Here is an 18,412-nt window from a genome sequence, read left to right as displayed (position 1 = left end):
TAGCATCACCGCGTAAAAATCACATACCGAAGCGCCTGCTTCGCGAGCAAGCCCGCTCCCACAGGGGTATGCACCTACCCATAAACCGAGACCCACCCCATGGAATGGAAACCCCATATCACCGTCGCCACTGTCGTTGAAGACAATGGCCGCTTCCTGATGGTCGAAGAACTCAAGCGCGAGCGCGCCGTGCTCAATCAACCCGCCGGGCATCTCGACCCCGACGAAAGCCTGATCGACGCCGCCATCCGCGAAACCCTCGAAGAAACCGGTTACGACGTCGAACTGACCGGCGTGATCGGCATTTACCTCTACACCGCCCCCAGCAACGGCGTGACCTACCAGCGCATCTGCTTTGCCGGCAAGGCCGTCAAGCACCACCCCGACTACAAGCTCGACACCGGCATTATCGGCCCGTTGTGGCTGACTCGCGACGAGCTGCTGGCGCAACGCGATCGCTGGCGCAGCGAGCTGACCCTGCAGTGCATCGACGATTATCTGGGCGGCAAACTGTTCGACCTGACGTTAATCCGCCCTTCGGTTTAGCCTTGAGCGCTCGGGCCTGCTAGAATCGCGTCCTTTTTCAAGACACTCATTGAATCCTTATGCGTGATCCAGCCCTAGTCGCCCCCGAAAAACAGCGCGTCATCGTCGGCATGTCCGGCGGTGTCGACTCTTCCGTTTCCGCCGTTCTGCTTATGGAGCAGGGCTACCAGGTGGAAGGCCTGTTCATGAAGAACTGGGAGGAAGACGACGGAACGGATTACTGCACCGCCATGGATGACCTGGCAGACGCCCAGGCCGTGTGCGACAAGATCGGCATCAAGCTGCACACCGCCAACTTTGCCGCCGAGTACTGGGACAACGTGTTCGAGCACTTCCTGGCCGAGTACAAGGCCGGCCGTACGCCCAACCCGGACATCCTGTGCAACCGCGAAATCAAGTTCAAGGCCTTCCTGGACTACGCCCTGATGCTCGGCGCCGACCTGATCGCTACCGGCCACTATGTGCGCCGTCGCGACATTGACGGCCGCACCGAGCTGCTCAAGGGCCTGGACCCGAACAAGGACCAGAGCTACTTCCTGCACGCCGTCGGCGGCGAACAGATCGCCCGCACCCTGTTCCCGGTCGGCGAGCTGGAAAAACCGGAAGTGCGCCGCATCGCCGAAAAGCACGATCTGGCCACGGCCAAGAAAAAAGACTCCACCGGGATCTGCTTTATCGGCGAACGCCGTTTCAGCGATTTCCTCAAGCAATACCTGCCGGCACAGCCGGGCGAGATCAAGACCACCGAAGGTGAAGTGATCGGCCGCCACCACGGCCTGATGTACCACACCATCGGCCAGCGCCAGGGCCTGGGCATTGGCGGCCTCAAGGACGCCAGCGACGAGCCGTGGTACGTGCTGGTCAAGGACCTGGAGCACAACGAGCTGATCGTCGGCCAGGGCAACGACCATCCGTGGCTGTTCTCCGGCGCCCTGCTCGCCTCCGAGATCTACTGGGTCAATCCGATCGACCTGAGCACCCCGTTGCGCCTGACAGCCAAGGTTCGCTATCGCCAGAGCGACCAGCCCTGCACCCTGGAAAAAACCGCAAGTGGCTACCGCGCCACCTTCGATGACCCGCAACGCGCAGTAACACCCGGCCAGTCCGTGGTGTTTTACGACGGCGAAGTCTGCCTGGGCGGCGGCGTGATCGAAGTGGCCGAGCCCTGGTCGAGCAAGGGCAAGCGCCCATGAACCCGACTCAGGAGCAACTGGTAGCCCTGGGCGGCGTATTCCTGTCCGCCGTTTTGGTGGACAAGATCGCCAAGACCGGCCAGGTCAGCGAGGCCGACCTGAGCTGCATGCTCGGCAGCCTGCTGGTGCGTGACCCCAAGGACACCCTGGAAGTGTTTGGCGGTGACGACATCAACCTGCGCGAAGGCTACCGCGCCCTGATCGGCGCCCTTGAGCGCGACCCCAACACCCTGCAGCGCGAGCCTTTGCGTTACGCGTTGTCGATGCTCGGCCTTGAGCGCCAACTGGCCAAGCGCGATGACATGCTGGAGCTGATCGGCAAACGCCTGCCGCAGATCCAGTCCCAGGTCGAACACTTCGGCCCGGCCCACGAAAACGTGGTGGCCGCCTGCGGCGCGCTGTACCAGGACACCCTGAGCACCTTGCGCCAGCGCATCCAGGTGCACGGCGACATGCGCAACCTGCAACAACCGAACAACGCGTCGAAAATTCGCGCCCTGCTGCTGGCCGGTATCCGCTGCGCACGGCTGTGGCGCCAATTGGGCGGGCATCGCTGGCAGCTGGTCATCAGCCGGCGCAAGCTGCTCAAAGAGCTTTATCCAATGCTGCGCGGCAACTGAAGCCCGCCAGCAGGCACAGATTTCAACATCGATTCGCGTGTGACGCCGGTCACTTGGCAACGGACCGGCCGTTTTTTCATGTATGATACGCGCCCCATTTCGTTGCCCGACTGTCCGAGAACACCCCATGAAGCTCTCTTCGCTCACTGCGGTTTCCCCTGTTGACGGCCGCTACGCCGGCAAAACCCAGGCCCTGCGCCCAATTTTCAGCGAATACGGCTTGATCCGTGCTCGCGTCCTGGTTGAAGTTCGCTGGCTCCAGCGCCTGGCTGCTCACGCTGCCATCCCTGAAGTCCCGGCCTTCTCCGCCGAAGCCAACGCCGTTCTGAACGAACTGGCGGAAAACTTCTCTCTGGAGCACGCCGAGCGTGTCAAAGAGATCGAGCGCACCACCAACCACGACGTCAAAGCCATTGAGTACCTACTCAAGGAACAGGCCGCCAAGCTGCCTGAACTGGCCAACGTCAGTGAGTTCATCCACTTTGCCTGCACCAGCGAGGACATCAACAACCTGTCCCACGCCTTGATGCTGCGCGAAGGCCGCGATGACGTGATGCTGCCGCTGATGCGTCAAACTGCAGAAGCCATCCGCGAGCTGGCGATCAAGTTCGCCGACGTACCAATGCTGTCGCGCACCCACGGTCAACCGGCCTCGCCGACCACCCTGGGCAAAGAGCTGGCCAACGTGGTTTACCGCCTTGAGCGTCAAATCGCTCAGGTTGCAGCCGTACCGCTGCTGGGCAAGATCAACGGCGCCGTGGGCAACTACAACGCCCACCTGTCGGCCTACCCGCAGATCGACTGGGAAGAAAACGCCCGCGCCTTTATCGAAGACGAACTGGGCCTGGGCTTCAACCCGTACACCACCCAGATCGAGCCGCACGACTACATCGCCGAGCTGTTCGACGCCATCGCCCGCTTCAACACCATCCTGATCGACTTCGATCGCGATATCTGGGGCTACATCTCCCTGGGCTACTTCAAGCAGCGCACCATTGCCGGCGAAATCGGTTCCTCGACCATGCCGCACAAGGTCAACCCGATCGACTTCGAAAACTCCGAAGGCAACCTGGGTATCGCCAACGCCCTGTTCCAGCATCTGGCCAGCAAGCTGCCAATCTCCCGCTGGCAGCGCGACCTGACCGACTCCACCGTACTGCGCAACCTCGGCGTGGGCTTTGCTCACAGCGTGATCGCATACGAAGCCAGCCTCAAGGGCATCAGCAAGCTTGAACTGAATGCGCAGAAAATCGCTGCTGACCTGGACGCTTGCTGGGAAGTCCTGGCCGAGCCGATCCAGACCGTGATGCGCCGCTACAACATCGAAAACCCGTACGAGAAGCTCAAAGAGCTGACCCGCGGCAAGGGCATCAGCCCTGAAGCACTGCAAACTTTCATCGACGGCCTTGAAATGCCGGAAGCGGCCAAAGCCGAGCTGAAGCTGCTGACCCCTGCCAACTACATTGGCAACGCGGTCGCGCAAGCCAAGCGTATCTGATCGCTGCAACGACCTATTAACGCCCGGCCGTGCCGGGCGTTTTTATTCCCGATTACAAAGTGCATTTTTTCAATAGGTTACACATGAATCCTGATATTCCTCTTCAACTTCTGGGCGGCATCACGGCGCGCGAGTTCATGCGCGACTACTGGCAGAAGAAACCCCTGCTGGTACGTCAGGCCATTCCTGACTTCGAAAGCCCGATCGACGCTGACGAGCTGGCCGGTCTGGCACTTGAAGAAGAAGTCGAATCGCGCCTGATTATCGAGCACGGTGAGCGTCCGTGGGAACTGCGCCGCGGCCCGTTCGCCGAAGACGAGTTCGGCAAACTGCCAGAGCGCGAGTGGACCCTGCTGGTACAGGCCGTTGATCAGTTCGTGCCGGAAGTCAACGAGCTGCTGGAAAACTTCCGTTTCCTGCCGAGCTGGCGCATCGACGACGTGATGATCAGCTACGCCGCCCCGGGTGGCAGCGTTGGCCCGCACTTCGACAACTACGACGTGTTCCTGCTGCAGGGTTACGGCAAGCGTCACTGGCAGATCGGCCAGATGTGCGACTCCGACAGCAAGCTGCTGGAGCACGCCGACCTGCGCATCCTCGCTGATTTCCAGGCCACCGACGAGTGGACCCTTGAGCCCGGCGACATGCTCTACCTGCCACCGCGCCTGGCCCACTGCGGCGTGGCCGTGGACGACTGCCTGACCTACTCGGTGGGCTTCCGTGCGCCGAGCGCCGCTGAAGTGCTGACCCACTTCACCGACTTCCTCAGCCAGTACCTGCCGGACGAAGACCGTTACACCGACGCCGACGCACAGCCGGTCAGCGACCCGCACCAGATCCAGCACGACGCCCTGGGCCGCCTGAAAAGCCTGCTGACCGAGCACATGAGCGACGAGCGCATGCTGCTGACCTGGTTTGGCCAGTTCATGACCGAGCCACGTTATCCGGAACTCGTGGTCGGCCCTGAACTCGAAGAAGAAGACCTGCTGGGCAGCCTGGAACAGGGCGCGATCCTGATCCGCAACCCGAGCGCCCGCCTGGCCTGGTCCGAAGTCGATGACGACCTGCTGCTGTTCGCCAGCGGCCAGAGCCGCCTGCTGCCAGGCAAGCTGCGCGAACTGCTGAAAATGATCTGCGCTGCCGACGCGCTGCACAGCGACAACCTCGGCACATGGTTGGCCGATGAAGATGGACGCAACCTGCTCTGCGAGCTGGTTAAACAAGGAAGCCTGGGGTTCGCTGATGAATAGCATTCACGTACGTGTCGCCGACTGGCAAAAGGACAACGCCGAACTTCGACGCATTCGTGAGGCGGTGTTTATTGCCGAACAATCTGTACCTCCAGAACTGGAGTGGGATGCAGACGATGCCGATGCCGTGCATTTTCTGGCCTATGAAGGCGACTTTCCGATTGGAACCGCCCGGCTGCTGCCGGACGGTCATATCGGCCGCGTGTCGGTCCTCAAGGACTGGCGCGGGCTGAAAGTCGGCGACGCGCTGATGCAAGCCACAATCCTTGAAGCCGAGAAACGCGGTCTCAAGCAGCAAATGCTCAGCGCACAAGTGCATGCCACGCCGTTTTACGAGCGCTTGGGCTTCAAGATCGTCAGCGAGGAGTTCCTCGAAGCAGGGATCCCTCACGTTGATATGGTGCGTGTGAGCTAACCCCTCACCCACCCATGTGGGAGCGGGCTTGCTCGCGATGCAGGCAGCGCGGTATGGCTGCAAAAACCGTGTCGCCATTATCGCGAGCAAGCCCGCTCCCACAACAAGCCCACATGCAATCCACATAACGCCCTGCCATCCCCGGATCGCAGGGCGTTTTGCTATCTGGCACACTCACACCAAGCCCCTTCAAGCATTGCGGAGATAATGGACATGTCCCTACGCCCCTTCATCGCCGGCCTGTTGCTGATCGCAAGTTTCAGCGCAATCGCCGACACCCGGGTTATCACCTTGCAAAACCGTACCAGCGCCGATCTGCTACCCATTGCGCAGAACTTTATCGGCAAAAACGGCAAAGTCAGCGCCTACGGCAATCAACTGATCGTCGAGGCAGCCCCCTCGAAAATCCAGAATCTCGAAGATCTGCTGGCCCAACTCGACACACCCGCCCGACGCCTGCTGATCACGGTCGACACCCGTGACAGCAACCTGGCCAATAATGACCCGAACACCCGGGTTATCAGCACCGCCAGCCGCGATGGCGGCACCCAGCAAATCCAGACCAGCGAAGGCACCCCGGCCTTTATCCAGACCGGCCAGAGCGTGCCGCTGACCAGCACCCAGACCGACGCCTATGGCCGCCTGCTGACCCAGACCGATTACCGCAACGTCACCCGGGGTTTCTACGTCACCGCCAGCGTCACAGGTGAAACGGTACACCTGGCGATCAGCACCACACGCGACCGCATGAGCCAGGAACAACCAGATGTAGTGAATATCCAAAGTAGCGACACACAGGTCAGCGGGCCGCTGGGACAATGGATCACCCTGGCCGGCATCAACGGTCGCAACCAGCCCGACAATCCGGCGCAAACCCGCAGCTACTCTACGCAAAGCCGGGATGACGTGACCGTGCGGGTCAAAGTCGACGTACTCGACCAAAAGGGCCAAAACTGACTGGCAAGTCGTTTTTCGCAAATTATGTAGTGTTATAAAAAAAGCACTACAAAACATTTGACGCCTCAAAAATGCAAGGGCATGATGGCCCCGCTCCCGCTGATCAGAGGCCCCGCAAAGGCCCTGGGGCCTTTACCGCCTGTAGCGAGCAGCCATTCACGCACTTACTTCAAACAACATTGTTGTGTGCCTGGTGGAGCAACCACTTTTCAACCCAGACCTATGCGACGAGGTTTATCACCATGGCACTGACACGCGAACAGCAAATTGCAGCCCTTGAGAAAGACTGGGCCGAAAACCCACGCTGGAAAGGCGTGACTCGCGATTACTCCGCTGCTGACGTGGTCCGCCTGCGCGGCTCGGTACAACCCGAGCACACCTTTGCAAAAATGGGTGCCGACAAGCTGTGGAAACTGGTGACACAGGGCGCACACCCGTCCTTCCGTCCTGAGAAAGATTTCGTCAACTGCATGGGCGCCCTGACCGGGGGCCAAGCGGTACAACAGGTTAAAGCCGGTATCCAGGCTATCTACCTGTCGGGTTGGCAAGTGGCGGCAGACAACAACTCTGCCGAATCCATGTACCCGGATCAGTCGCTGTACCCGGTGGACTCCGTTCCAACCGTGGTCAAGCGCATCAACAACTCGTTCCGCCGCGCCGACCAGATCCAGTGGAAAGCCGGTAAAAACCCGGGTGACCAGGGTTATATCGACTACTTCGCACCGATCGTGGCAGACGCCGAAGCCGGTTTCGGCGGCGTACTCAACGCCTATGAGCTGATGAAAAGCATGATCGAGGCAGGCGCCGCGGGCGTTCACTTCGAAGACCAGCTGGCTTCGGTGAAAAAATGCGGTCACATGGGCGGCAAGGTATTGGTACCGACCCAGGAAGCCGTACAAAAGCTGACTGCTGCCCGTCTGGCGGCTGACGTTGCCGGTACGCCGACCATTATCCTGGCCCGCACCGATGCCAACGCGGCTGACTTGCTGACCTCTGACTGCGACCCTTACGACCAGCCGTTCGTAACCGGCGAGCGCACCAAGGAAGGCTTCTACAAAGTCCGTGCCGGCCTCGATCAAGCCATCGCCCGTGGCCTGGCCTACGCCCCTTATGCCGACCTGATCTGGTGTGAAACCGCCAAGCCGGACCTGGCGGAAGCGCGCCGCTTTGCCGAAGCGATCAAGAAGGAATACCCGGACCAACTGCTGTCCTACAACTGCTCGCCTTCCTTCAACTGGAAGAAGAACCTGGACGACGCGACCATCGCCAAGTTCCAGCGCGAACTGTCGGCAATGGGCTACAAGCACCAGTTCATCACCCTGGCTGGCATCCACAACATGTGGCACAGCATGTTCAACCTGGCGCACGACTACGCCCGCAACGACATGACCGCCTACGTGAAACTGCAAGAACAGGAATTTGCTGACGCCAGCAAGGGCTACACCTTTGTGGCGCACCAGCAGGAAGTGGGCACTGGCTACTTCGACGACATGACCACCGTAATCCAGGGTGGCTCGTCTTCGGTGACCGCGCTGACCGGTTCGACTGAAGAAGAACAGTTCCACTGATAATGGAACCCCGGCCATTGCCCAGCCCGTAAAGAACAAAGGCAATGCCTTGAACGTGACGCCCCGACTGGTTCGGGGCGTTTTTTTGCGCAACGACTTGCCCTCTGTGGGAGCGGGCTTGCTCGCGATGCTGGCAACCCGACACTACAGACATGGCGCGCTGATGCCATCGCGAGCAAGCCCGCTCTCACAGAAAGGCATCCCACGGCCCTGCCCATCCGACAAAACACTGACCCAGATCCATGCTTCGATTGCCAGACCGGGTTAAAAAGCCAAGTTCCAAACTTGCTAACAGCGCTTATATAAGCCAAGTTCTGGAGGTCTGCGACATAGCGACACAACAAACAACCACTCAAACGATATTAATTATCATTACGAGTTGCTTTTGTTGAATACATGAGCCCCAAAAAACAAACACTGAAAAACGCTGTAAGGCCCACAGTACAAGGCCTGCATAGACATTGATGGAGGTTCTACAACTAAAGGACTGAATTAATTCATCTTAGAAAATTTACTTGCTGGGTGTTTAGCCATAAAATCCCGGCAATCAATAGCACTGCGACATAACGTCACTGCTTTATTACCTTTTCTAGCTCAGAGACCTTTGCTCTCTGTTAAGGATTTCCAGCATGCCCGAAGCGACAGGACTCATAGCCCACAACTGGGGCTTTGCCATTTTCCTTCTCGGCGTTGTCGGCCTCTGTGCCTTCATGCTCGGTGTCTCCAGCCTTCTCGGGTCAAAAGCCTGGGGACGCAGCAAAAACGAACCGTTCGAGTCCGGCATGCTACCTACCGGTGGCGCCCGCTTGCGGCTCTCAGCCAAATTCTATCTGGTCGCGATGCTGTTCGTGATCTTCGATATCGAAGCCCTCTTTCTCTTTGCATGGTCTGTGTCTGTTCGCGAAAGCGGCTGGACCGGATTCGTCGAAGCTCTCGTTTTCATAGCAATTCTGTTGGCAGGCCTTGTCTACCTATTTCGGGTGGGTGCTCTTGATTGGGCACCGGAAGCTCGTCGTAAGCGGCAGGCCAAGCTGAAACAATGAGGCTTTGGCAATGCAATACGAACTCACCAGGATCGACCCGGATGCTCCTAACGAGCAATACCCGATCGGCACACGGGAAACCGTTGCCGATCCGTTAGAAGATCAAGTCCACAAAAACATCTTCATGGGCAAGCTCGAAGACGTGCTGAACGGCACGGTCAACTGGGGGCGTAAAAACTCCCTGTGGCCGTACAACTTCGGCCTGTCGTGCTGCTACGTGGAAATGACCACCGCCTTCACGGCGCCCCACGACATCGCGCGCTTCGGCGCCGAAGTGATCCGGGCATCGCCGCGTCAGGCGGATTTCATGGTTATTGCCGGTACCTGCTTCATCAAGATGGCGCCGATCATTCAGCGCCTCTATGAGCAAATGCTTGAACCGAAATGGGTTATCTCCATGGGTTCTTGCGCCAACTCCGGTGGCATGTACGACATCTACTCCGTGGTTCAAGGGGTCGACAAGTTCCTGCCCGTGGACGTTTACGTGCCAGGCTGCCCACCCCGCCCGGAGGCTTTCCTGCAAGGCTTGATGCTCTTGCAAGAGTCGATTGGCCAGGAGCGTCGCCCACTTTCCTGGGTCGTTGGCGAACAAGGCGTGTATCGCGCCGAGATGCCATCGCAAAAGGAACAGCGCCGCGAACAGCGTATTCAGGTAACCAACCTGCGCAGCCCCGACGAAGTCTGATCCAGCGCCGTTTCTAATCAATAGAACGAATCACTGGCTTCATTCTTTACGTTGACCGAAAGCGATAAAAAACCATGACTGCAGGCTCCGCTCTGTACATCCCGCCTTACAAGGCTGACGACCAAGATGTGGTTGTCGAACTCAACACCCGTTTTGGCCCCGAGGCGTTCACCGCCCAGGCCACGCGCACCGGCATGCCGGTGCTTTGGGTTACCCGCGCAAAACTGGTCGAAGTACTGACCTTCCTGCGCAACCTGCCAAAACCCTACGTCATGCTCTATGACCTGCACGGTGTGGACGAACGTCTGCGCACCAAGCGTCAGGGCTTGCCATCGGGTGCCGACTTCACCGTCTTCTATCACCTGATGTCGCTGGAACGTAACAGCGACGTCATGATCAAGGTGGCCCTGTCCGAGAAAGACTTGAGTGTCCCTACCGTGACCGGTATCTGGCCGAACGCCAACTGGTACGAGCGTGAAGTCTGGGACATGTTCGGCATCGACTTCAAAGGTCACCCGCACCTGTCGCGCATCATGATGCCGCCGACCTGGGAAGGTCACCCGCTGCGCAAGGACTTCCCGGCCCGCGCCACCGAGTTCGACCCGTACAGCCTGACCCTGGCCAAGGTGCAGCTGGAAGAAGAAGCCGCACGTTTCCGCCCGGAAGACTGGGGCATGAAGCGCTCCGGCGAAAACGAGGACTACATGTTCCTCAACCTGGGTCCGAACCACCCTTCGGCCCACGGTGCCTTCCGCATCATCCTGCAGCTGGACGGTGAAGAGATCGTCGACTGCGTGCCAGACGTGGGCTACCACCACCGTGGTGCCGAAAAAATGGCCGAGCGCCAGTCCTGGCACAGCTTCATCCCGTACACCGACCGTATCGATTACCTCGGTGGCGTGATGAACAACCTGCCGTACGTGCTTTCGGTCGAGAAACTCGCCGGGATCAAGGTACCGGACCGCGTCGACACCATCCGCATCATGATGGCCGAGTTCTTCCGGATCACCAGCCACCTGCTGTTCCTGGGTACCTATATCCAGGACGTGGGCGCCATGACCCCGGTGTTCTTCACGTTCACCGACCGTCAGCGCGCCTACAAGGTGATCGAGGCCATCACCGGCTTCCGCCTGCACCCGGCCTGGTACCGCATCGGCGGCGTGGCCCACGACCTGCCGAACGGCTGGGATCGCCTGGTCAAGGAATTCATCGACTGGATGCCCAAGCGTCTGGACGAGTACCAGAAAGCCGCTCTGGACAACAGCATCCTGCGTGGTCGTACCATCGGCGTTGCCGCCTACAACACCAAAGAGGCCCTGGAATGGGGCGTCACCGGTGCCGGCCTGCGCTCCACCGGTTGCGACTTCGATATCCGTAAAGCGCGCCCGTACTCCGGCTACGAGAACTTCGAATTCGAAGTCCCGCTGGCGGCCAACGGCGACGCCTACGATCGTTGCATCGTGCGCGTCGAAGAAATGCGCCAGAGCCTGAAAATCATCGAGCAGTGCATGCGCAACATGCCGGCTGGCCCGTACAAGGCGGATCACCCGCTGACCACGCCGCCGCCTAAAGAGCGCACGTTGCAGCATATCGAGACCTTGATCACGCACTTCCTGCAAGTTTCGTGGGGCCCGGTGATGCCGGCCAACGAATCCTTCCAGATGATCGAAGCGACCAAGGGCATCAACAGTTATTACCTGACGAGCGATGGCGGCACCATGAGCTACCGCACCCGGATTCGTACCCCAAGCTTCCCGCACCTGCAGCAGATCCCTTCGGTGATCAAAGGCGAAATGGTCGCGGACTTGATTGCGTACCTGGGTAGTATCGATTTCGTTATGGCCGACGTGGACCGCTAAGCATGAACAGCACGCTTATCCAGACAGACCGTTTCGCCCTGAGCGAAACCGAGCGCTCGGCCATCGAGCACGAGATGCATCACTACGAAGATCCACGCGCAGCGTCGATCGAAGCCCTGAAGATCGTTCAGAAGGAACGCGGCTGGGTGCCGGACGGCGCGATTTACGCCATCGGCGAACTGCTGGGCATTCCTGCCAGCGACGTTGAAGGCGTGGCCACGTTCTACAGCCAGATCTTCCGCCAGCCGGTGGGCCGTCACATCATCCGCGTGTGCGACAGCATGGTCTGCTACATCGGTGGCCACGAGTCCGTGGTGGGCGAAATCCAGAACAAGCTGGGCATCGGCCTCGGCCAGACCACCCCGGACGGCCGCTTCACGCTGCTGCCGGTGTGCTGCCTGGGCAACTGCGACAAGGCGCCGGCGTTGATGATCGACGACGACACATTCGGTGACGTGCAGCCTGCTGGCGTCGCCACGTTGTTGGAGGCCTACCCATGAGCCTGACTTCTTTCGGCCCTGCCAACCTGATCAAGCGTTCGGCAGAAACCCACCCCCTGACCTGGCGTCTGCGTGACGACGGCGAGCCGGTATGGCTTGACGAGTACCAGGCCAAGGACGGCTACGCTGCCGCACGCAAGGCCTTCGCCGACATGGCCCAGGACGATATCGTCCAGACCGTGAAAGACGCAGGCCTCAAGGGTCGCGGCGGTGCCGGCTTCCCTACGGGCGTGAAGTGGGGGCTGATGCCTAAAGACGAATCCATGAACATCCGTTACCTGTTGTGTAACGCCGATGAAATGGAGCCCAACACCTGGAAAGACCGCATGCTGATGGAGCAACTGCCCCATCTGCTGATCGAAGGCATGCTGATCAGTGCCCGCGCGCTGAAGACCTACCGTGGCTATATCTTCCTGCGTGGCGAATACACCACTGCGGCCGTACACCTGCGCCGCGCCGTGGAAGAAGCCAAGGCCGCCGGCCTGCTGGGCAAGAATATCCTCGGTTCGGGCTTTGACTTCGAACTGTTCGTGCACACCGGTGCCGGGCGTTATATCTGCGGTGAAGAAACCGCACTGATCAACTCCCTCGAAGGCCGTCGCGCCAACCCGCGCTCCAAGCCGCCGTTCCCGGCCGCTGTGGGCGTATGGGGCAAGCCGACCTGCGTGAACAACGTCGAAACCCTGTGCAACGTACCGGCCATCATCGGCAACGGCGTTGACTGGTACAAATCCCTCGCCCGCGAAGGCAGCGAAGACCACGGCACCAAGCTGATGGGCTTCTCCGGCAAAGTGAAGAACCCTGGCCTGTGGGAACTGCCATTCGGCGTGACCGCCCGCGAGCTGTTCGAAGACTACGCCGGCGGCATGCGCGATGGCTTCAAGCTCAAGTGCTGGCAGCCAGGCGGCGCCGGTACCGGCTTCCTGTTGCCCGAGCACCTCGACGCACAAATGTACGCCGGTGGCATCGCCAAGGTTGGCACCCGAATGGGTACTGGCCTGGCAATGGCCGTGGACGACAGCGTCAACATGGTCTCGTTGCTGCGCAACATGGAACAGTTCTTTGCCCGTGAGTCGTGCGGTTTCTGCACCCCTTGCCGTGATGGTCTGCCGTGGAGCGTCAAGCTCTTGATGGCGATCGAGCACGGCGAAGGTCAGCCCGGCGATATCGAGACCCTGCTGGGTCTGGTCGGCTTCCTCGGCCCTGGCAAGACGTTCTGTGCTCACGCACCGGGTGCCGTGGAGCCATTGGGCAGCGCGATCAAGTACTTCCGTCCAGAGTTCGAAGCCGGTATTGCCCAGGCAAAACCCGGTGTACCGCCTCTGGCACGCCCGATTGTAATCGGCGCGTAACGCTCTGAAGGCGAGCGGTCCGTGCCGCTCCCTGATCGTTCGATAACGCCGCAGGGCTGAGTTGTTTCGAACGCATAACAAGATTCCATTAGCCACGCCCGCTGACACCGGGCCAACGAAGACCTTTGAACCATGGCCACTATCCACGTAGACGGCAAAGATCTCGAAGTCGATGGGGCAGACAACCTGTTACAGGCATGTCTGTCGCTGGGCCTCGATATCCCGTATTTCTGCTGGCACCCTGCCTTGGGCAGTGTTGGCGCTTGCCGCCAATGCGCCGTCAAGCAGTACACCGACGAGAACGACAAGCGTGGTCGTATCGTCATGTCATGCATGACCCCGGCCACCGACGGTAGCTGGATTTCCATCGACGACGAAGAAGCGAAAGTGTTTCGCGCCAGCGTCGTTGAATGGCTGATGACCAACCACCCGCACGACTGCCCTGTGTGCGAAGAAGGCGGCCACTGCCATCTGCAAGACATGACCGTGATGACCGGCCACAACGAGCGCCGTTATCGCTTCACCAAGCGTACCCACCAGAACCAGCAACTGGGCCCGTTCATTTCCCACGAAATGAACCGCTGCATCGCTTGCTACCGCTGCGTGCGCTTCTATAAAGACTACGCCGGCGGCACTGACCTCGGTGTGTTCGGCGCCCACGACAACGTGTACTTCGGTCGCGTTGAAGACGGCGTGCTCGAAAGCGAGTTCTCGGGCAACCTCACCGAAGTCTGCCCGACCGGCGTGTTTACCGACAAAACCCACTCCGAGCGCTACAACCGCAAGTGGGACATGCAATTCGCGCCAAGCATCTGCCACGGTTGCTCCAGCGGCTGCAACATCAGCCCGGGCGAGCGTTATGGCGAGCTGCGTCGTATCGAAAACCGCTTCAACGGTTCGGTCAACCAGTACTTCCTGTGTGACCGTGGCCGTTTCGGCTATGGCTACGTCAACCGCACCGACCGTCCACGTCAGCCTTTGCTGGCCGACGGCACCAAGCTGAGCCTGGACAACGCGCTGGATAAAGCCGCTGACCTGCTGCGCGGCCGCAACATCGTCGGTATCGGTTCGCCCCGCGCCAGCCTCGAAAGCAACTATGCGTTGCGCGAACTGGTGGGTGCCGAGCACTTCTACTCGGGCATCGAAGCCGGTGAGCTGGAACGCATCCGCCTGGTGCTGCAAGTCTTGAAAGACAGCCCGCTGCCAGTACCGAACATGCGCGAGATCGAAGATCACGACGCCGTGTTTGTGCTCGGTGAAGACCTGACCCAGACTGCCGCCCGTATGGCGCTGTCCGTGCGTCAATCGGTCAAGGGCAAGGCTGAGGAAATGGCCGACGCCATGCGCGTTCAGCCGTGGCTCGACGCCGCAGTGAAAAACATCGGTCAGCACGCGCTGAACCCGCTGTTTATCGCGACCCTGGCTGAAACCAAGCTCGACGACGTGGCTGAAGAATGCGTCCACGCAGCTCCGGATGACCTGGCCCGTATCGGTTTCGCCGTGGCCCACGCCATCGACGCCAGCGCCCCTGCCGTTGCCGGCCTGGACGCTGAAGCACTGGAGCTGGCCAAGCGCATCGCCGACGCCCTGCTCGCGGCCAAACGCCCATTGATCATTGCCGGTACTTCCCTGGGCTCCAAGGCCCTGATCGAAGCCGCAGGCAACATCGCCAAGGCCCTGCACCTGCGTGAAAAAGCCGGTTCCATCAGCCTCGTCGTGCCGGAAGCCAACAGCCTCGGCCTGGCCATGCTCGGCGGCGAATCGGTAGACGCTGCCCTGCAAGCGGTGATCGACGGTAAAGCCGACGCCATCGTGGTGCTGGAAAACGACCTGTTCACCCGTGTCGATGCGGTCAAGGTCAACGCGGCGCTGGACGCGGCCAAAGTGGTGATCGTTGCCGATCATCAAGCGACTGCTACCACCGAACGTGCCGATCTGGTACTGCCGGCGGCCAGCTTCGCTGAAGGCGACGGTACCCTGGTCAGCCAGGAAGGCCGCGCCCAGCGCTTCTTCCAGGTGTTCGACCCGACTTACCTGGACGCCAACATCCTGGTTCACGAAGGCTGGCGCTGGTTGCATGCCCTGCGCAGCACCCTGCTGAACAAGCCGGTTGACTGGACCCTGCTCGACCACGTGACGCAAGCCACTGCTGCCAGCACCCCGGCACTGGCCCGCATCGTCGATGCCGCGCCGTCTGCTGCGTTCCGCATCAAGGGCATGAAGCTGGCCCGCGAACCGCTGCGTTACAGCGGCCGTACTGCCATGCGCGCCAACATCAGCGTACACGAGCCACGCACCCCGCAAGACCCGGACACCGCGTTCGCCTTCTCCATGGAAGGTTACTCGGGCTCCGTTGAACCGCGCCAGCAAGTGCCGTTCGCCTGGTCGCCGGGCTGGAACTCGCCACAAGCGTGGAACAAGTTCCAGGACGAAGTCGGTGGTCATATCCGCGCTGGCGATCCGGGCACCCGCCTGATCGAAAGCAAGGGTGACTCGCTGAACTGGTTCGCCAGCATTCCGGGCGCTTTCAACCCGGCCCGCGGCACCTGGCAAGTCGTGCCGTTCTTCCACCTGCTGGGCAGCGAAGAGAACTCTTCGAAAGCCGCGCCGGTTCAGGAACGCATTCCAGCCGCCTATATCGCCCTGGCCAAGTCCGAAGCCGACCGCCTGGGGGTCAACGATGGCGCCCTGCTCAGCCTCAACGTTGCCGGCGTGACCCTGCGTCTGCCGCTGCGTATCAATGAAGAGCTGGGTGCCGGTCTGGTGGCACTGCCAGCAGGCCTGGCCGGGATCCCGCCAGCGATCTTTGGCCTTACCGTTGACGGTTTGCAGGAGGCAGCCCAATGACCTGGTTTACGCCTGAAGTGATCGACGTGATTATCTCGGTGGTCAAGGCCGTGGTAATCCTGCTCGCCGTAGTGGTTTGCGGCGCGCTGCTCAGCTGGGTGGAACGTCGCCTGCTGGCCCTGTGGCAGGACCGTTACGGTCCGAACCGCGTGGGCCCGTTCGGCGCGTTCCAGATCGCCGCCGACATGATCAAGATGTTCTTCAAGGAAGACTGGACGCCACCGTTCGCCGACAAGGCAATCTTCACCCTGGCGCCGGTCGTGGCCATGAGTGCGTTGCTGATCGCCTTTGCGATTATCCCGATCACCCCGACCTGGGGCGTGGCGGATCTGAACGTCGGTATCCTGTTCTTCTTCGCCATGGCCGGTCTGTCGGTCTATGCCGTGCTGTTCGCCGGCTGGTCGAGCAACAACAAGTTCGCCCTGCTGGGTGCCTTGCGTGCCTCGGCGCAGACCGTGTCCTACGAAGTGTTCATGGGCCTGGCGCTGATGGGCATCGTGGTTCAGGTCGGCTCGTTCAACATGCGCGACATCGTTGAATATCAAGCGCAGAACCTGTGGTTCATCATCCCGCAGATCTTCGGTTTCCTGACCTTCTTTATCGCTGGCGTGGCCGTGACTCACCGTCACCCCTTCGACCAGCCGGAAGCGGAACAGGAACTGGCCGATGGTTACCACATTGAATACGCCGGCATGAAATGGGGCATGTTCTTCGTCGGTGAGTACATCGGGATCGTATTGATCTCGGCGTTGCTGGTGACTTTGTTCTTCGGTGGCTGGCACGGACCGTTCGGTCTGCTGCCACAGATTCCGTTTATCTGGTTCGCCCTGAAGACCGCGTTTTTCATCATGATCTTCATCCTGCTGCGCGCTTCCATTCCGCGCCCACGGTATGACCAAGTGATGGACTTCAGCTGGAAGTTCTGCCTGCCGCTGACCCTGATCAATCTGCTGGTGACCGCCGCAGTCGTGTTGTTGAACACGCCTGCCGGCGCGGTTCAGTGAGGATAGAGACCCATGTTCAAGTATCTGTTTGACATCGTGCATGGCACCTACACCCAGCTTCGCAGCTTGGTGATGGTGTTTGGCCATGCCTTCCGCAAGCGTGACACGCTGCAGTACCCGGAAGAGCCGGTGTACCTGCCGCCGCGCTACCGTGGCCGGATTGTCCTGACCCGCGACCCGGACGGCGAAGAGCGTTGTGTAGCCTGTAACCTGTGCGCCGTGGCGTGCCCAGTAGGCTGTATCTCGCTGCAAAAAGCCGAAACCGAAGATGGCCGTTGGTACCCGGAGTTCTTCCGCATCAACTTCTCACGCTGCATTTTTTGCGGCCTGTGTGAGGAAGCCTGCCCGACCACCGCGATCCAGCTGACACCGGATTTCGAGATGGCCGAGTTCAAACGTCAGGATCTGGTGTACGAGAAAGAAGATCTGCTGATCTCCGGTCCCGGTAAGAACCCTGATTACAACTTCTATCGTGTTGCCGGGATGGCCGTGGAAGGCAAGCCGAAAGGCGCTGCCCAGAACGAAGCCGAGCCGATCAACGTGAAGAGCTTGCTGCCTTAAGGAAGAACGATGGAATTCGCTTTCTATTTCGCATCGGGTGTCGCTGTCGTGTCCACGCTACGCGTGATCACCAACACCAACCCTGTGCACGCCCTGCTCTACCTGATTATTTCGCTGATTGCCGTGGCGATGACGTTCTTTAGCCTGGGCGCACCCTTTGCCGGTGTGCTCGAAGTGATCGCCTACGCCGGTGCCATCATGGTGCTGTTTGTGTTCGTGGTGATGATGCTCAACCAGGGCCCCGCCTCGGTGACGCAAGAACGCCACTGGCTCAAGCCGGGCATCTGGATCGGACCGAGCATTTTGTCCGCCATCCTGCTGGCCGAACTGCTGTACGTGCTGTTCGCTCACCCGAGCGGTGCTGCGATCGGTCAAACCACCATTGATGCAAAAGCCGTGGGCATCAGCCTGTTCGGCCCGTATCTGCTGGTGGTCGAACTCGCCTCGATGCTGCTGCTTGCTGCAGCTGTGACGGCGTTCCACTTGGGCCGCACTGAGGCGAAGGAGCAATAAC

17 protein-coding genes are annotated in these 18,412 nt (G+C 60.2%); all 17 read left to right on the top strand.

The features are described 5' to 3' along the window. Nucleotides 1-99: 99 nt before the first annotated feature. Nucleotides 100-546: an NUDIX hydrolase gene (locus tag BFC21_RS00875; protein ID WP_016780208.1), complete on the top strand. Its 447-nt coding sequence runs from the start codon at nucleotides 100-102 to the stop codon at nucleotides 544-546. A 59-nt stretch (nucleotides 547-605) separates the two neighbouring features. After that, a complete protein-coding gene (gene mnmA, locus BFC21_RS00870; RefSeq protein ID WP_016780207.1) occupies nucleotides 606-1,739 on the top strand; it encodes a tRNA 2-thiouridine(34) synthase MnmA in 1,134 nt (377 codons plus the stop codon). After that, the gene (gene hflD, locus BFC21_RS00865; RefSeq protein ID WP_088379408.1) at nucleotides 1,736-2,359 is read left to right on the top strand and encodes a high frequency lysogenization protein HflD; all 624 of its coding nucleotides are present in this window, start codon (nucleotides 1,736-1,738) and stop codon (nucleotides 2,357-2,359) included. Before mnmA ends, hflD begins: the two co-directional genes overlap by 4 nt. Nucleotides 2,360-2,486: 127 nt before the next feature. After that, nucleotides 2,487-3,857 (top strand): adenylosuccinate lyase, encoded by a 1,371-nt coding sequence (gene purB / locus BFC21_RS00860; RefSeq protein ID WP_086796178.1) that lies wholly within the window; start codon nucleotides 2,487-2,489, stop codon nucleotides 3,855-3,857. Between the two features lie 83 nt (nucleotides 3,858-3,940). Next, nucleotides 3,941-5,107 carry a cupin domain-containing protein gene (locus BFC21_RS00855; protein WP_088379407.1) on the top strand — a complete coding sequence of 389 codons (1,167 nt, stop codon included), beginning with the start codon at nucleotides 3,941-3,943 and terminating at the stop codon, nucleotides 5,105-5,107. Further along, entirely contained in the window at nucleotides 5,100-5,522 is a 423-nt protein-coding gene (locus tag BFC21_RS00850; RefSeq protein WP_088379406.1) for a GNAT family N-acetyltransferase, read from the top strand. The genes BFC21_RS00855 and BFC21_RS00850 overlap by 8 nt, the downstream gene beginning before the upstream one ends. A 213-nt stretch (nucleotides 5,523-5,735) precedes the next feature. Continuing rightward, on the top strand, nucleotides 5,736-6,479 hold the full coding sequence (locus BFC21_RS00845) for a secretin N-terminal domain-containing protein (RefSeq protein WP_088379592.1): 744 nt from the start codon (nucleotides 5,736-5,738) through the stop codon (nucleotides 6,477-6,479). Nucleotides 6,480-6,721: 242 nt separating this feature from the next. Beyond that, nucleotides 6,722-8,047 carry an isocitrate lyase gene (gene aceA / locus BFC21_RS00840; protein ID WP_016780201.1) on the top strand — a complete coding sequence of 442 codons (1,326 nt, stop codon included), beginning with the start codon at nucleotides 6,722-6,724 and terminating at the stop codon, nucleotides 8,045-8,047. Between the two features lie 629 nt (nucleotides 8,048-8,676). Beyond that, nucleotides 8,677-9,090: an NADH-quinone oxidoreductase subunit A gene (locus tag BFC21_RS00835; RefSeq protein ID WP_003446990.1), complete on the top strand. Its 414-nt coding sequence runs from the start codon at nucleotides 8,677-8,679 to the stop codon at nucleotides 9,088-9,090. Nucleotides 9,091-9,100: 10 nt separating this feature from the next. After that, nucleotides 9,101-9,775, top strand: a complete 675-nt coding sequence (locus BFC21_RS00830; RefSeq protein WP_016780200.1) for an NADH-quinone oxidoreductase subunit B family protein — start codon at nucleotides 9,101-9,103, stop codon at nucleotides 9,773-9,775. A gap of 74 nt (nucleotides 9,776-9,849) precedes the next feature. Then, nucleotides 9,850-11,634, top strand: coding sequence for an NADH-quinone oxidoreductase subunit C/D (gene nuoC, locus BFC21_RS00825; RefSeq protein ID WP_016780199.1), 1,785 nt, complete (start codon nucleotides 9,850-9,852; stop codon nucleotides 11,632-11,634). 2 nt (nucleotides 11,635-11,636) lie between these two features. After that, nucleotides 11,637-12,134 (top strand): NADH-quinone oxidoreductase subunit NuoE, encoded by a 498-nt coding sequence (nuoE, locus tag BFC21_RS00820; protein ID WP_088379405.1) that lies wholly within the window; start codon nucleotides 11,637-11,639, stop codon nucleotides 12,132-12,134. Then, entirely contained in the window at nucleotides 12,131-13,486 is a 1,356-nt protein-coding gene (gene nuoF / locus BFC21_RS00815) for an NADH-quinone oxidoreductase subunit NuoF (RefSeq protein ID WP_086796175.1), read from the top strand. The genes nuoE and nuoF overlap by 4 nt, the downstream gene beginning before the upstream one ends. A gap of 132 nt (nucleotides 13,487-13,618) precedes the next feature. Next, nucleotides 13,619-16,333: an NADH-quinone oxidoreductase subunit NuoG gene (gene nuoG, locus BFC21_RS00810; RefSeq protein ID WP_120265509.1), complete on the top strand. Its 2,715-nt coding sequence runs from the start codon at nucleotides 13,619-13,621 to the stop codon at nucleotides 16,331-16,333. Then, nucleotides 16,330-17,337 carry an NADH-quinone oxidoreductase subunit NuoH gene (gene nuoH, locus BFC21_RS00805; RefSeq protein ID WP_016780195.1) on the top strand — a complete coding sequence of 336 codons (1,008 nt, stop codon included), beginning with the start codon at nucleotides 16,330-16,332 and terminating at the stop codon, nucleotides 17,335-17,337. The genes nuoG and nuoH overlap by 4 nt, the downstream gene beginning before the upstream one ends. A gap of 12 nt (nucleotides 17,338-17,349) precedes the next feature. Further along, a complete protein-coding gene (nuoI, locus tag BFC21_RS00800) occupies nucleotides 17,350-17,898 on the top strand; it encodes an NADH-quinone oxidoreductase subunit NuoI (protein WP_016780194.1) in 549 nt (182 codons plus the stop codon). A 9-nt stretch (nucleotides 17,899-17,907) separates the two neighbouring features. Beyond that, nucleotides 17,908-18,411 carry an NADH-quinone oxidoreductase subunit J gene (gene nuoJ / locus BFC21_RS00795; RefSeq protein WP_019412102.1) on the top strand — a complete coding sequence of 168 codons (504 nt, stop codon included), beginning with the start codon at nucleotides 17,908-17,910 and terminating at the stop codon, nucleotides 18,409-18,411. Nucleotide 18,412: the final 1 nt, after the last annotated feature.

The organism is Pseudomonas sp. TMW 2.1634, from assembly GCF_001703595.1.
Lineage (GTDB): Bacteria > Pseudomonadota > Gammaproteobacteria > Pseudomonadales > Pseudomonadaceae > Aquipseudomonas > Aquipseudomonas fragi.
The sequence above is the reverse complement of the archived record's forward strand: the minus strand, read 5'-3'. Positions and strand labels throughout refer to the sequence as shown.

What these genes read in the sequence shown, in the direction of transcription:
- BFC21_RS00875 (WP_016780208.1), top strand. Translation starts at nt 100, where the DNA reads ATGGAATGGAAACCCCATATCACCGTCGCCACTGTCGTTGAAGACAAT.
- mnmA (WP_016780207.1), top strand. Translation starts at nt 606, where the DNA reads ATGCGTGATCCAGCCCTAGTCGCCCCCGAAAAACAGCGCGTCATCGTC.
- hflD (WP_088379408.1), top strand. Translation starts at nt 1,736, where the DNA reads ATGAACCCGACTCAGGAGCAACTGGTAGCCCTGGGCGGCGTATTCCTG.
- purB (WP_086796178.1), top strand. Translation starts at nt 2,487, where the DNA reads ATGAAGCTCTCTTCGCTCACTGCGGTTTCCCCTGTTGACGGCCGCTAC.
- BFC21_RS00855 (WP_088379407.1), top strand. Translation starts at nt 3,941, where the DNA reads ATGAATCCTGATATTCCTCTTCAACTTCTGGGCGGCATCACGGCGCGC.
- BFC21_RS00850 (WP_088379406.1), top strand. Translation starts at nt 5,100, where the DNA reads ATGAATAGCATTCACGTACGTGTCGCCGACTGGCAAAAGGACAACGCC.
- BFC21_RS00845 (WP_088379592.1), top strand. Translation starts at nt 5,736, where the DNA reads ATGTCCCTACGCCCCTTCATCGCCGGCCTGTTGCTGATCGCAAGTTTC.
- aceA (WP_016780201.1), top strand. Translation starts at nt 6,722, where the DNA reads ATGGCACTGACACGCGAACAGCAAATTGCAGCCCTTGAGAAAGACTGG.
- BFC21_RS00835 (WP_003446990.1), top strand. Translation starts at nt 8,677, where the DNA reads ATGCCCGAAGCGACAGGACTCATAGCCCACAACTGGGGCTTTGCCATT.
- BFC21_RS00830 (WP_016780200.1), top strand. Translation starts at nt 9,101, where the DNA reads ATGCAATACGAACTCACCAGGATCGACCCGGATGCTCCTAACGAGCAA.
- nuoC (WP_016780199.1), top strand. Translation starts at nt 9,850, where the DNA reads ATGACTGCAGGCTCCGCTCTGTACATCCCGCCTTACAAGGCTGACGAC.
- nuoE (WP_088379405.1), top strand. Translation starts at nt 11,637, where the DNA reads ATGAACAGCACGCTTATCCAGACAGACCGTTTCGCCCTGAGCGAAACC.
- nuoF (WP_086796175.1), top strand. Translation starts at nt 12,131, where the DNA reads ATGAGCCTGACTTCTTTCGGCCCTGCCAACCTGATCAAGCGTTCGGCA.
- nuoG (WP_120265509.1), top strand. Translation starts at nt 13,619, where the DNA reads ATGGCCACTATCCACGTAGACGGCAAAGATCTCGAAGTCGATGGGGCA.
- nuoH (WP_016780195.1), top strand. Translation starts at nt 16,330, where the DNA reads ATGACCTGGTTTACGCCTGAAGTGATCGACGTGATTATCTCGGTGGTC.
- nuoI (WP_016780194.1), top strand. Translation starts at nt 17,350, where the DNA reads ATGTTCAAGTATCTGTTTGACATCGTGCATGGCACCTACACCCAGCTT.
- nuoJ (WP_019412102.1), top strand. Translation starts at nt 17,908, where the DNA reads ATGGAATTCGCTTTCTATTTCGCATCGGGTGTCGCTGTCGTGTCCACG.